12 protein-coding genes are annotated in these 13,499 nt (G+C 66.9%); 6 read left to right on the top strand and 6 right to left on the bottom strand.

Features of this window, described 5'->3' with window-relative positions:
* Nucleotides 1-258: 258 nt before the first annotated feature.
* Together KME78_RS57965 and dapA are read right to left on the bottom strand one after the other, a co-directional pair.
* Nucleotides 259-1,944 (bottom strand): ribonuclease J, encoded by a 1,686-nt coding sequence (locus KME78_RS57965; protein ID WP_219538692.1) that lies wholly within the window; start codon nt 1,942-1,944, stop codon nt 259-261.
* A gap of 54 nt (nt 1,945-1,998) precedes the next feature.
* The gene (gene dapA, locus KME78_RS57970) at nt 1,999-2,916 is read right to left on the bottom strand and encodes a 4-hydroxy-tetrahydrodipicolinate synthase (RefSeq protein WP_219538693.1); all 918 of its coding nucleotides are present in this window, start codon (nt 2,914-2,916) and stop codon (nt 1,999-2,001) included.
* Nucleotides 2,917-3,514: 598 nt separating this feature from the next.
* Here dapA and KME78_RS57975 point away from each other — a divergent pair.
* The 4 genes from KME78_RS57975 to KME78_RS57990 all read left to right on the top strand — a co-directional run bounded on the left by KME78_RS57975 (nt 3,515) and on the right by KME78_RS57990 (nt 8,332).
* Nucleotides 3,515-4,231 (top strand): GntR family transcriptional regulator, encoded by a 717-nt coding sequence (locus tag KME78_RS57975; protein ID WP_214642951.1) that lies wholly within the window; start codon nt 3,515-3,517, stop codon nt 4,229-4,231.
* Nucleotides 4,232-5,156: 925 nt separating this feature from the next.
* Entirely contained in the window at nt 5,157-5,813 is a 657-nt protein-coding gene (locus KME78_RS57980) for a JAB domain-containing protein (protein WP_219538694.1), read from the top strand.
* A gap of 1,518 nt (nt 5,814-7,331) precedes the next feature.
* Nucleotides 7,332-7,808, top strand: coding sequence for a GntR family transcriptional regulator (locus KME78_RS57985; protein WP_308127549.1), 477 nt, complete (start codon nt 7,332-7,334; stop codon nt 7,806-7,808).
* 41 nt (nt 7,809-7,849) lie between these two features.
* Nucleotides 7,850-8,332: a GntR family transcriptional regulator gene (locus tag KME78_RS57990; RefSeq protein ID WP_219538695.1), complete on the top strand. Its 483-nt coding sequence runs from the start codon at nt 7,850-7,852 to the stop codon at nt 8,330-8,332.
* A 122-nt stretch (nt 8,333-8,454) separates the two neighbouring features.
* On the opposite strand, the gene KME78_RS57995 is transcribed toward KME78_RS57990, so the two are convergent.
* From KME78_RS57995 to KME78_RS58005, 3 genes are all read right to left on the bottom strand, one after another.
* Nucleotides 8,455-8,853, bottom strand: a complete 399-nt coding sequence (locus KME78_RS57995) for an ASCH domain-containing protein (RefSeq protein ID WP_219538696.1) — start codon at nt 8,851-8,853, stop codon at nt 8,455-8,457.
* 23 nt (nt 8,854-8,876) lie between these two features.
* Nucleotides 8,877-9,899, bottom strand: a complete 1,023-nt coding sequence (locus KME78_RS58000; protein ID WP_219538698.1) for a hypothetical protein — start codon at nt 9,897-9,899, stop codon at nt 8,877-8,879.
* Between the two features lie 203 nt (nt 9,900-10,102).
* Nucleotides 10,103-11,032 (bottom strand): DMT family transporter, encoded by a 930-nt coding sequence (locus KME78_RS58005; RefSeq protein ID WP_219538699.1) that lies wholly within the window; start codon nt 11,030-11,032, stop codon nt 10,103-10,105.
* Between KME78_RS58005 and KME78_RS58010 the strand changes: the two genes are divergently transcribed.
* Nucleotides 11,031-12,428 carry an aminotransferase-like domain-containing protein gene (locus tag KME78_RS58010; RefSeq protein ID WP_219538701.1) on the top strand — a complete coding sequence of 466 codons (1,398 nt, stop codon included), beginning with the start codon at nt 11,031-11,033 and terminating at the stop codon, nt 12,426-12,428. The genes KME78_RS58005 and KME78_RS58010 overlap by 2 nt on opposite strands.
* Here the strand turns inward: KME78_RS58010 and KME78_RS58015 are convergent.
* Nucleotides 12,404-12,709, bottom strand: a complete 306-nt coding sequence (locus KME78_RS58015; protein ID WP_219538703.1) for an antibiotic biosynthesis monooxygenase — start codon at nt 12,707-12,709, stop codon at nt 12,404-12,406. The two genes, KME78_RS58010 and KME78_RS58015, sit on opposite strands and share 25 nt — an antisense overlap.
* 44 nt (nt 12,710-12,753) lie before the next feature.
* On the opposite strand from KME78_RS58015, the gene KME78_RS65650 reads away from it, so the two are divergent.
* Nucleotides 12,754-13,461: a CGNR zinc finger domain-containing protein gene (locus KME78_RS65650; RefSeq protein WP_246654809.1), complete on the top strand. Its 708-nt coding sequence runs from the start codon at nt 12,754-12,756 to the stop codon at nt 13,459-13,461.
* Nucleotides 13,462-13,499: the final 38 nt, after the last annotated feature.

Consider the following 13,499-nt stretch of genomic DNA (forward strand, 5'->3'; position numbering starts at 1 on the left):
CCAGGCGGTGTCCAAGCAACCATGCTCAACCGGCCATGCCCACCAACCGTCCAGGCAGTGTTTCACCGACCGTCCACGGCGAGTCGAACCGTTCGTCGATCGGCTGGCCTGTCGGCCAGGACGTTGACCGCTGGCTGGCCGACCAGCTCGTCAGTGCGCCGCCGCCGTCCAGCAGATCACCAGACGACGTCGGAACTGTATCCGGAACGGCTCCCAGAGGTACGGCAGGCGCGCGTGCCTGCCGTACCCGTACGGAGGTCAGACCTCGAGGACCACGGGGATGATCATCGGACGGCGGCGGTAGGTGTCGCTCACCCAGCGCCCGACCGTGCGGCGAACCACCCGGCGGATCTCCTGCATGTCGACGACTCCGTCGGCGGCCTTCTCCTCGAGCGCCTTCTCGATCTGTGGAATGAACTGCTCGAACTGCGCCGGGTCGATGCCGGAGCCACGGGCATGGATCTCCGGCCCGCCGGTGAGCTTGCCAGTGCTGGAGTCGACCACCACGACGACGGAGATGAAGCCTTCGTCGCCGAGGATCCTACGGTCCTTCAGCGAGGTGTCGGTGATCTCACCGACGGACGAGCCGTCGACGTAGACGTACCCGGCGTGAACCGCACCGACGATCTTCGCCCTGCCGTCGACCAGGTCGACCACCACGCCGTCCTCCGCGATCACGATGTGATCGTCGGGCACGCCGGTGAGCGCGGCGAGCTTGGCGTGCGCACGCAGGTGCCGCCATTCGCCGTGCACAGGCATGAAGTTCGACGGACGGGTCAGGTTCAGCACGTAGAGGAGCTCGCCGGCGGCCGCATGTCCGGAAACATGCACCTTGGCGTTGCCCTTGTGTACGACCCGGGCCCCCCAACGGGTGAGCCCGTTGATCACCTTGTTGACGGCGGTCTCGTTGCCCGGCACCAGCGACGAAGCCAGCAGGACGGTGTCACCCTCGGCGATACGGATCGGGTGATCCCGGTTGGCCATCCTCGACAGCGCCGCCATGGGCTCGCCCTGCGAACCCGTGCAGACGAGCACCACGTCCTCCGGCGGCCATTCCTCGATGTCGCGCGAGTCGACGATCAGGTCCGACGGCACCTTGAGATAGCCGAGATCACGGGCCACGCCCATGTTGCGCACCATCGACCGTCCGACCAGGGCGACCTTGCGGCCATGCTTGGCCGCCGCATCGAGGACCTGCTGGATACGGTGTACGTGCGACGCGAAGCTGGCCACGATGACCCGCTGCTCCGAGGTACGGATCACCTCGTCGATGACCGGCGCGATCTCCCGTTCGCTGGTGACGAACCCCGGCACCTCTGCGTTGGTCGAGTCGGACATCAGCAGGTCGACGCCCTCGGTACCAAGACGGGCGAACCCGCCCAGGTCGGTGAGGCGGCCGTCACTGGGCAACTGGTCCATGCGGAAGTCGCCGGTGTGCAGCACGATGCCGGCAGGCGTCCTGATGGCCACGGCCAGCGCGTCCGGGATCGAGTGATTGACCGCCAGGAACTCGCAGTCGAACGGCCCGAACCTGTGCCGTTCGCCCTCGATAACCTCGATCTTGGTCGGCTGGATCCGGTGTTCGGTGAGCTTGGCTTCGATGAAGGCCAGCGTCAGCTTGGATCCGATGAGCGGGATGTTACGCCGCTCGCGAAGCAGGTATGGCACGGCGCCGATGTGGTCTTCGTGCGCGTGCGTCAGGACGACCGCCTCGACATCGTCGAGCCGATCCCTGATGTATTCGAAGTCGGGCAGGATCAGGTCGACGCCTGGCTGGTCCGGCTCGGGGAAAAGCACCCCGCAGTCGACGATCAGCAACCGGCCCTCGTACTCGAAGACGGCCATGTTCCTGCCGATCTCACCCAGCCCGCCCAGCGCGACAATGCGCAGGCCGCCCTCCGGCAGCGTCGGCGGGGGGCCCAGCTCAGGATGTGGATGGCTCATAGCCGGCCCCCATGGTCAAATCGTGTTCTCAAAACTCCCGGTTCCTCCCCGTTCCTATGCGTCTGTCAACTTCACCCCGCCGGCCACCAGGCAAGCACGCAGCTCGGCGATCTGCTTCTCTGTCGCGGCCACCAATGGCAACCGCACCGGTCCGACCGGCACTCCTACCATGCCCAGTGCCGCCTTGGCCATGATCGCGCCGCCCGCGCTCAACATGATCCCTTCGACCACGGGCGCCACTTGGCGGTGCACTGCGAGCGCCTGAACGACGTCGCCGTTCCTGTACAGGTCGATCATGCGGGCCAGGTCAGCGCCGACCACATGGCCGACAACGCTGACGAATCCTGCCGCTCCAACCGAGAGCCAGGGCAGGTTGAGCAGATCGTCGCCCGAGTAGAAGGCGAGATCAGTCATCGCCATCACCTGGCTGCCAAGGAACAGATCGCCCTTGGCATCCTTGACGGCCACGATGCGCTCGTGCTGTGCGAGCCGGATCAAGGTTTCGATCTTGATCGGCACACCGCTGCGTCCGGGGATGTCATAGAGCATCACCGGAAGGCCGGTTGCATCGGCCACGGCAGCGAAGTGCTGATACAGGCCCTCTTGCGGAGGCTTGTTGTAATACGGCGTCACCACGAGCAGCCCGTGAGCACCGGCGCGGGCCGCGGCCCTGGCGAGCGAGATGCTGTGATGCGTGTCGTTGGTGCCCGCCCCGGCCACCACCGTCGCTCGATCACCCACCGTTTCGAGCACGGTGCGCAGAATGCGCTCCTTCTCGTCATCGGAGGTGGTGGGCGACTCTCCGGTCGTCCCGCTGACGATCAAGCCGTCGTTGCGCTGCTCGTCCACCAGATAGGTGGCCAGGCGCCGCACGGCGTCGTAATCGACCGCACCGTCAGGAGTGAACGGCGTGACCATGGCGGTCAACATACGGCCGAAGGGCGCGTCGGTGGTTCCAGTTGGCGAAGCCATAGTGCGAACGCTACCTGGATTCGCAAAAGCGGTGGACGCCGCCACCCCGCTTTGCCTGCCTGGAGCCGCCTATTGTCATGCAGTTCCCCGGCCTCTCAGGGCATGCCCAACCGCCCTCGACGCGCCGCTGCGCGCTGTTCCAAGCGTCCGGGCGTTCGCATGGAGCTGACTGCGGGCCCGGAACTCGATCATCGGGTATTCGGTCGCAGCGATCACCAGGACCACAGGGCAGGCTTCATGCCATGCCAGGAGCATGCCGTACGGCAGCAGCTCGACATGCCGCACACAGACGCCATGACGTCCACAGACGTCTCGTACATATCCCATATCAGCCGAACCGGGCGCGACGCCGGGCAACACCCGCGCGAGCGACCTCTGCGGCACGCATGGGAAGAGGCCGCCGATATGTGCTCGGGGGTACACACATCGACGACCTCTACCGAAGAATCGGCTGCCCTTACATCGGCGTTACAGGGTTTCTCCGATAATTTTCCACTGCCGCAAAGTTGGGGCTCCAAGTGTCCTCGATGACGGTCGGTTACCTGCCGAATACGGCAACATGGGGCAACGCCTCACACGAACCCTCAGGGATGGACTAGTGGCCACCTCAGATCCGGTCTACCTGCGTGTCGTCGAAGACATTCGGCGACAGATCACCGACGGCACCCTTCCCCCCGGCGCGCCCATTCCCTCACGGGCGCAGCTGACCCGCAAGTATCAGGTCGGCGAGACCGCAGCCCGCCACGCCCTGCGCGTGCTGGCAGGCGAAGGCCTCATCATCGGCCGCGTGGGATCGGGTCATTACGTCAGAGAACGCCCCGACCTTTCCCCATTGCACCGATGGCGCTTCCTCGATCATCCCGCCCCATTCGCCGCCGACCTGCAGTCCCAGGGCCGGCGCGTGACGTGGGACTGGCACAGCGAACCTGCCGAGGCCGGACCCGACATCGCCAGACGGCTACGGCTCGACGAATCGACCACCCTGACGAGGACGCACTATGTCTTCCGCGGCGACGGCAGGCCGCTCCAGCTCGCCACGTCGTACGAGCCTCTGGAGTTCGCCGCCCACACGGAGGAGGAACGGCGCAGTCTGGTCGCCAGAATGTACGCGCACGGGATAAAGATCACGGAGATCGTCGAAAGCGTGCACACCCGCGTGCCCCGCCCTGCGGAGAGCGACGCCCTCGATCTGCCTGCGGGCATCCACGTCCTGCACGTGGAACGCACCCATTGGGCAGGCGACCGCCCGGTGGAGACCAGCGACATCGTGATCCCGGGCGACCGCTTCCGGATCATGTACAGCATGCCTGTTTAAGCGAATGTGAGAGCTCCGGGCCGATACCCGCCTCTTCGGCCTGGAGCTCAGCCAGACGGCCATCGGGCTGACATTTCGCCGCGACGACGGCCGGCCGGTCCTCCGCAGCATCACGACTTGTCGCTGAGCTGAGTCCTGCGGCTTCGGGACCTTGAGGTGCGAGGTTCCATACTGACCCCGGGGCGTCGTAGCCCTCGCATTGCGGGATCTCTGCGCCCTGGCTGCTTCAGCGTCCTACGTCACGCACCCCACCGAACCAACTTGCGGCTTCAGACGGACTCCCAACCGGCGATTCAGGATCCCGCGCGTTACGCGACCACGAACCGACCTGCGACCCAAGAACCCGTACATCACGCGCCCCGGAGCCGACTTGCGGCCTCAGAGGGCTGGATGGGCGTCCCGCCGAGTGGTGTGATGGCATGGTCGGTCTTAAGGTCCGAGACGCTCAAGACGCCAGGTGATCGCCCCTCGCCGCCTCGCGAAGATCGAAGGTCGAAGGTCGCCAGCAGTTACACCGCTCCAACGGATGCCACCCAGGACGGTTGCGCTATAGCGGTCTCCGTCCCGGCCTGCGGGTGTCCAGACTGCAGGCGTCCGGAATTGCGGCCGAATCTGCGTCCCTCCAGACTGTGACCGTCCGGACCTCGAGCGTACAGACACGGACTGTCCAGACTACGTACGCACAGAATGCGATCGCGCGGAACCGCCAGCGTCCTGGCCGCCACAAGCGTCCAGACCTCCGGGGGCAGGGCGAAGCCGAGCGCCGCCTCTCACCGTCCGGGCCTCGATGTGGAGGAAGCAACATCGAGCTTCGTCAGCCAGACCGCAGCTCTCAAAGGCGCCTCCTGCCGACATTTCAGGCAGTTCCCGCTGGTCAGGCCTAGGTTGTCGGTGCTCGTTGATACAACCGTTCTGGAGGTTGCGGATGCGAGTCAAAGACCTGCCAAGACGTGAGCGGCCACGCGAGCGGCTGATGGCGAGCGGCGCGACGGCGCTGGCTGACCGGGAGCTCCTGGCCGTGCTCCTCGGTTCAGGCTTTCGGGGGGCGAGCGCGATGGATCTTGCGGCCCAGGTGATCGAGCACTGTGGCGATCTCGATGGGCTGGCCCGGTCTGAGCCACACCGGCTACTCGCCGTACACGGCGTTGGGCCTGCCAAGGCGGCGCGAGTGATTGCGGCTTTCCATCTCGTACGGCGGGCGCAGGCAGAGCCCGAGCCGACCAGGATCACCGGCACGTCCGATCTGGCGACGGTCGTCGCTCCTCTGCTCCGTGGCCACTCCCGGGAGCGGCTGGTCGTGATGGCGTGCGACGTCCGGGGGGCGGTGCTGCGGCGGGTGGTGCTGACCGAAGGGGGCTCTGACCACACGACAGTGCCGGTTCGGGACATCATCACGGCGGTGCTGACGGCCGGCGGGGCGGCGTTCGGGGTCGCGCACAACCATCCGAGCGGTTCCCTCGATCCGAGCGACGCGGACGTTGCCGCGACGGCACGTCTCGCCGAGGCCGCCGAGACGGTCGGGCTGCGATTCCTTGACCACTTGATCGTCACGGACACGGCATGGCGTCGGGTGCCCTTCTGAACGCCAAGGGGAGTGGTGCGGGGACCGGGTCGGTCTCCGCCCCCTGACGGGCGCCGGCCCCGTACCGACCCCCAGACTCCAGGCGCAAGCCGAACGATCGAACTCCTAGACACGAACCAGCCGCCAGATTCCCGGCGCGAAACTGCCTGTCAGACCTCAGACGAACCCCGAAACGACCGAATCTCAAGCACAAACCAGGCGCCGCACCCCGTCGGGCCGCCCGCTCCGGCACGTCTCTCACTGGCATCACGGCCCTCGACCTGTCCGCTCCAGTGCGTTCCTCAGCTCACTCCCGCGCTTCGCCGAACCGGTATGCGGCCTTTTGATCACCATCAAGAGTGCTGATCTACCGCAAGGCCACCGAAAGGCATCTTTCCGTTGATAGCTCTGAAGGCAAGCCTTCCCTCAGCGGAGCGTGAGACGCTACCTCTGCGAGCAGGTCGACTAAGACGTGAGTCGGCCAATTGCTGGCAAACGCGTGGTCCCGTGCCTCCCGGAGGGCATGGGACCACGTACGGCCCGCAACTGGGTCCGTCCACTCGCGCGACGGCGCAGCAACACCGTGGACGGTCGGACTCCTGGCAAGGTTCACCCGGTAGCAGGCGAAGAGGAAGGCTCAGCACCACCCAAGCGGATTCTCGGAAGCGTCGGCGGACTGCGCTCGTCGGCGATCAGTGAACCCGTTAGGACTAGAAGACTCTCTGAAATCGCAGCCACTCGACTGTAGAGGGTGGTTGCCTCGTCGCTGGCCCCGTATCAGACGCGGGATGCGGGGCCAGCGCGACCCGGTCTTCGGCCGTGATCGCCGAATCTGCGGCACTTCATTCGGCAAAGCGACCTGATGCTCCGCACGGCCACGCCCGCCCCGGCGACGCCGACTCCAGTGAAATGCCCCACCAGAAGGTGGTCGCAGGTCCCAGACGCGGGAATGGGACCTGCAAGAACAAGTTGGACCCACGCATAGCACGGAGTTCTTGGGATGACCGCTGCCGGAGGAACTGACCGGCACGAGCCCACGACTGTTCGGTCAAACGGACCGCGCGATGACTACGCAGTGTGGCGAGAAGACACCCCAGGATGCTTCGATGACGACGTACGGCGATCATCGGGCGTCTCCGCGCAGCAGCAGAGACCACAGGATGTCCGTCCTAGAGGCGGCCGTTCGGACGCTCTCCTCCACCACCACTCGCCCGCCCTTTCTCGTCGTTCTGCGGATGCAACGCTGGCCACCCGCTTGGCACAGCTCGTAAAACACCGGCTGGCAGTCACAGGTGTGGTCCCGCACGCGCATCCGCTCGACATCGGGCCTCACCAGATTCCAGTCGATGCGTGCGCAGTCCCTGTGCGCCGCCTCGACGTGAAGACCAATGCAGTCGTCCGCGTACGGCCGTCGCTTGGAGCCAGCCATTCCTCAAGCATATATCTAGTTGTATCGCGTTGCCTAGTCGAAACGATCGCTCCGCCTATTTGGACGGGACGATATGGGCAAGGTCGTACCTCTTCGCCTATCTTGCGTATGTGCTCGACTACGATGGAGACACCCATCCATACCTTCAGATCGCTGAGATCCTCCGCCAACGGGTCTCCGATCTCGCCTCGGGGCATCCCATGCCGAGTGAGGCCGACATCCAGGCGGAGTTCGGGGTCGCCAGGACGACTGCCAGGCGGGCAATCCATGTTCTTCGCGAAGAGGGGCTCATCTACACGGTCCAGGGCGAGGGCACCTTTGTCGGCGCACCGAACGAGGCACCGCGCAAGCAGCGCAAAATCCCGCTCTATCAGCAGATAGCGGCAGATGTGGCGGAGCAGATCAAGGCGGGGAAGTATCCGCCACGGCGTCCGATCCCTGGCGAAACAGCGCTACTTCAGCAGTACGACTGCGCCCGCGAGACAGTGCGGCGGGCCATGGCGCTACTCCGCGAGCGTGGTTGGATCTACACAGTCGCTCAGCGCGGCAGTTACGTGTCCCCCAAGGAGTCGTGGCCCCAGGACTGAACCTGGTCGACTGCTTGTATAGAGACATCTAGAATCTATGCATGCTTGATCGTGAAGGACCCACCCCGATCTACGTCCAGATCGCCGACATCTTCCACGATCGAATTCTCAAGGGTGAGCTGCTGGCCGGAGCGCCTCTGCCGAGCGAGGCGGCAATGGAGGCCGAGTTCTACATCGCCAGGACGACGGCACGCAGAGTCGCCAGAGAGTTGCGCGACCGTCAGGTGGTCCACACGGTGCAGGGCGAGGGCACATTCGTAGGGACGGTTGGCGTTCCACGACAGAGACGAAAGCCGTTCCCCTTCGAAGAAATCGCGGACGACATCGTCAAGCGGATCCGCCGCGGTGAGTTCCAGCCAAACCGGGCGATATTCAGCGAAAAGGTGTTGATGCGGCGCCACGGGGTCGCCAAGGTCACGGCCCGAAAGGCGGTTGAGTCCCTTCGGAGGCAAGGCTGGGTATTCACCGTCCCCTATCGGGGCACATACGTGGCCGCTCAAGAGGACTGGCCGGAAGAGCCGTAGAGCTCCCAGCTGATCCCCACGCGACCCGCAAGATCCCCGCCCGACCCCGCAAGCACTCCAGGCGATTCGATGGCGCCGCGACGTGAGAATGACCAGCCCGCGAGCCCCCGAAAAGCGCTCACCTAGGGAGTAAGAAGGCGGAAGGTCAGGCACACGATCGTCGACGAGTCGGTCACCTCGTGCCCCAGACCGGCCCAATACCGCCCATGGACCTCACGCCAGTGCTCGATCGACCGGAACCCCTCCCCCTCCGCCTGCGCGAACTCCCAGCTCACCGCCCCGAACGCCACCTGCTCCACCCCGGCCACCTCAACCAGCGCCGCCCGCGAGCCCCCATCGTCCACGAGCACGAGCCGCTCGCCGACGTGTTCCAGCGGCTCCCCTTCGGCGACGTAGTCGAGCTCCAGCAGCCCCGCCGTGGCCGTCTTGGCGCCGGACAGGACCAGGTCTGTCAGCCAGGTGCGCTGCTCGCCGGGCATGCCGAGTTCGAGCACGCGGAGCCCGTCGATGCGTCCCCACATGTAAGGGATCGTACAGACCGAGGTCAGAAGACCGGGATGATCTCCTCGGGGTCGATGAAGTCCACCTGGACGCCCTCCAGGTCGAGTTCGGGGATGGCGGGGAAGGCGATGCCCCAGCGTTCGACGATGACGCGGATGCGGGCCATGGCGAGCCGCCAGTTCTCCGCTTGCTCCTCGTAGGACAGCACGCCCAGTCCTGCCTGCCTGGCGTGGTCCATCAGGACGCGGTGGTTGGCCAGGAAGTACGGCGGGAGCTCCCAGAAGCCCTCCGGCGGCTCCCAGAGGATCATGGACAGGAAGACGAAGCCGGCGCGGAGTTGGCGGGTGATGAGGGAACGGGTCTCGTCCGTGAGGCCGGGCCACTCGTTCTCCAGAATGGTCATGCAAATCTGGAGATGTCGGGACTCGTCGCGGCCGATGCGCTGGAACATCTCCCCGAAGACGGGATGTTCAGTGCCCGAGGCCATGCCCCTGAACAGCGTCGAGGCGGCCATCTCGCCCATCATGAAGCTGGTGAAGAGCACGGGCAGCGAATACTTGCCCACGGCCGCGCTGTAGCCGGTCCAGTAGCGACCGCCGTTGTGATAGAGCCAGCCGATGTTGTTGTGCGCAGCCTTCTCCAGGTCGTCGGACGGGGTCCAGTCGAGGGGGCCGCCGGGCCAGAGCTTGGCGATGGTCCGCTGGCAGCACTCTTCGTGGTTCATCTCGTCGCGGGTGATCGAGAAGAAGCACTTCCTGACCGGATCCTCCTCGTGCTTCTCGAACGCCTGGATCGTCGCCCGCGCGAACACGGCCGGTCCCGAGGCGTCGAAGTTGGCCAGCACGGCGAACCAGTACATGATCCCGAGACGCTGCTCCCGCGTGAAGTCGTCCGGGTTCAGCCCGTCCCAGGGCAGGTCGGCCGGGTTCCAGAGCGTCCGTTTGGACTTCTCGTAGATCGCCGCCAGCTTGGCCGTCTCGACCCGCCACTCCATCGGGTAGATGTTCGGCTGCGGGATCGCGGGGGCGGGCCAGAAGCCGCCCTCCGGAATCGTGAGGTCTGCCATCTGTGACACCTCCGCCTCCTATCCTGCGGGGCGCCGTCACGGCTTTCAAGTGCGGGCACGCTGGGTGAGAGCCATGCAGGCGAGTACGGCCAGGCGGCTTTCACGTGCGGGCACGCTGCGTGAGAACCATGCAGGGGCCAGACAGCTTTCAAGCGCGGACATGCTGGGTGAGAGCCACGCAGGCAAGTACAGCCAGACGGCTTTCACGTGCGGGCGCGCTGAGTGAGGGCCACGCAGACGAGTACGGCCAGCGCCGCGGCCACAGTGGCCGGACCGTACCTCTCCCCCAACAGGAACCACGCCCAGGCGAGCGTGAGCAGCGGCTGGGTGAGCTGGGTCTGACCCGCCCTGGCGATGCCACCCCTGGCGAGGCCGGCGTACCAGGGGACGAAGCCAAGGAACATCGAGATCAAGCCGACGTACGCGAAGCCGGCGAGGGCCTGGGGTGACGGGTGGACGGGGGTGGTGAAGGCGAGTACGGCCGTCACGGGGATGGTGAGCGGGAGGGAGAGGACGAGGGTGTAGGAGATGACCTGCCAACCCGGCGTTTCACGGGAGAGCCGGGCGCCTTCCGTGTAGCCGATGGCCGCCGAGACCAGGGCGCCGACCAGGAGGACGTCGGGCCAGGCGGCGGTGCTCTGGCCACGGGTGAGGGTGAAGGCGGTGATGGCGAGCGCGCCTGCCGTACAGGCCAGCCAGAACAGGGGGCGCGGGCGTTCGCCGGCGCGCAGGACCGCGCAGACGGCGGTGGCGGCCGGGAGCAGGCCGATGACCACGGCGGAGTGGGCGGTGGTGGCGCCGAGGTCCAGCGCCAGACCGCTGAAGACGGGGAACCCGAAGACCACGCCGAGCGAGATCGCGGCGTACGAACGCCACAGGTGTCGGGGCGGGATCAGCGGGAGGCGGGCTGCTTTGAGGCAAATGAGGGCTATGACACCGGCGATCACGGCCCGGCCGATGGCGACCAGCCACGGATCGAAACCGCGCATCGCGTAGACAGTGGCGGGGAAGGAGCCGGAAAAGGCGAGAACGCCGAGAAACGCGAGGAAAGTCCCCTGGCGGAATCGCGCCGAGCCTTCCCGAGAGGCGACCGCTACTCTGTCGCGGACGATAGCGCTATTCTTATCCGTCATGGAACAGGATAGCAGTATCGCCCATATCGCCGCGATCCTGCGCCAGGAGCTCACCCAGCTGCGACCAGGTGACCGCCTGCCTTCCTCCAGAGAGCTCATGCGCCGCCACAACGTCAGCCCCGTGACGGTCTCGCGGGCCATCGGGCAACTGACGGCCGAGGGCCGGGTGGTCACCAAGCCCGGCATCGGAGCATTCATCGCCCAGCCGCCCGCGGGGCCCAGCGACCTGCCCGATTTCTCCTGGCAAACCGTCGCGCTGGGCGATCGGGTGGTGGACGAGAGCCCGGTGACCGCGCTGCTGACCCCGCCGCCCGAGGGCGTCATCCCGCTCACCGGCGGCTATCTGCCCCCGGGGCTCCGGCCGGACAAGCAGCTGGCCGCCGCGGCGTCACGGGCGGTGCGCAGGCCGGGAGCGTGGGCGATGCCGCCGCTGGCCGGGCTGACGGAGCTGCGCAGGTGGTTCGCGACGCAGGCCGGGGGCGACGTGACCGAGACCGACGCGCTGATCGTCAGTGGTGGCCAGGCCGCGCTCACGCACGCCTTCAGGGCGCTGGCCGCCCCGGGGACGCCGGTTCTGGTCGAGACGCCGACCTATCCGGGCGCGTTGGCCTCGGCCAAGGCGGCGGGCCTGCGGGCGACGGCCGTGCCGATGGACCGGGACGGCGTACGGCCCGACCTGCTGGCGGAGGCGTTCGCCGTCACGGGCGCGCGGGTGTTCCTCTGCCAGCCCACCCTGCAGAACCCGACCGGCGCGACGCTCACCCACGAACGCCGGGAACAGGTGCTCCAGGTCGCCAGGGCGGCCGGCGCGTTCGTGATCGAGGACGACTACGCCCGCTACTTCAGCGACCGGACGCCGCCGCCGATGGTGTCGATGGACGCGCACGGCACGGTCGTCTACATCTGCTCGCTCACCAAGATCCTGTCGCCGAGCGCGAGGGTCGCGGCCGTCGTCGCGCGCGGTCCGGCCGCGCACCGGCTGCGGGCCAGCCAGCTGGTGGAGTCGTTCTTCGTGGCGCGCCCGCTGCAGGAGACCGTGCTGGAGTTCGTCGGCTCCCCCGGCTGGCGCCGGCACCTGGCGAACGTGCGGACCGAGATCCTGGTCCGCCGCGACGCGCTCACCACCGAGCTCGCCGCGCGGCTGCCCGCCGCCGAGCTGCACCTGCTGCCGAAGGGCGGCATGCACCTGTGGGTACGCCTACCGCCGGAAACCGACGAGAACGCCCTGGTCGAGGCGGCGAAACGCAACGGCGTACTGGTGAGCCCCGGCAGGATCCACTACCCGTCGGAACCGCCGGGACCGCGCCTCCGCGTCACGCACATCGCCGCCGCGAACCTGGCCGAGCTGGCGGAGGGGGTGCGGCGGCTGGCTCAGGCGCTGGCGAACACCTCGTAGTGCTCCACGGTCCGCTCCCTGTCGACCAGGAACGCGTCGTCCTCGGGGTAGAAGACCGCCACGCTCTGCTCGTCCCCGGCGAACGCCCTGATCGCCTCCCACGACTCCCACAGCGAGATCAGGAAGAACTCGGTCCTGTCCCCCGAGTCTCGTCTGGTGAAGTAGGCGCCGCGGTTCCCCGGCGTCTGGGTGTAGCCGGTGAATCCGGTGCGCAGGAGATATTCCTCATAGGCCGCGGCATCGGAGCTACGCGTCCAGCCTCGCCAGGTACGAACGATCACGCGACTCATCATGGCGCAACCGGCCACTGCCATACAGTGGTGACATGCTGGCGCCCGCGGAGCTCGTGCGCGACTTCGTGAACACCTACAACCTCGATTCCGACGCCGACGAGCTGGCCTCACCCGCCGAACTGGCCGTCTGGCTCCGGGAGCGGGGCCTGATCGGCCCGCGTGACCGCGCGACCGACGACGACCTCGCCACCGCGCTCACCCTGCGCGAAGCCCTTCGGGCCGCGCTGAGACGCGAAACTTCGGAGCCGGCCGAGCTACGGGCCGCGCCAAGACGCGAGACCCCGGAGACGCCCGAACTGCGAGCCGCCCAAAGACGCGAGACTCCCGAGACGCCCGAACTGCGGGCCGCACTGAGCTGCGAACCTCCGAAGACGCCCACACTGAGCTGCGAACCTCCCAAGACGCCCGCGCCAAGCCGCGAAACTCCGGAGATGCCCGACCTGCCGGCCTTGCCGCTGCTCGTACGCGTCCACGGTGCCACACCAGAGCTGGTCCCCCTCGAAGATGGCGTCAGAGGCGGCCTGGCCAGGATCACCGCGGCCGTGACTGACCAGTCCTGGCACCGGCTGAAGGTCTGCGCCGAGGGCATGTGCCAGTGGGCGTTCATCGACTCCTCGAAGAACCGGTCACGCTCGTGGTGTTCTATGCGGGTCTGCGGCAACCGCACCAAAACACGCGCTTACCGGGCGAGGAAGCAGGGTTCACGTCATCCCCAAGGCTCAAACACCGATACGGTGTAACTCGTGCCTTGTGGCATGGACGGCAGGCGAAGGAGCGG

It is taken from the genome of Nonomuraea guangzhouensis, from assembly GCF_019396345.1.
GTDB classification, from domain to species: domain Bacteria; phylum Actinomycetota; class Actinomycetes; order Streptosporangiales; family Streptosporangiaceae; genus Nonomuraea; species Nonomuraea guangzhouensis.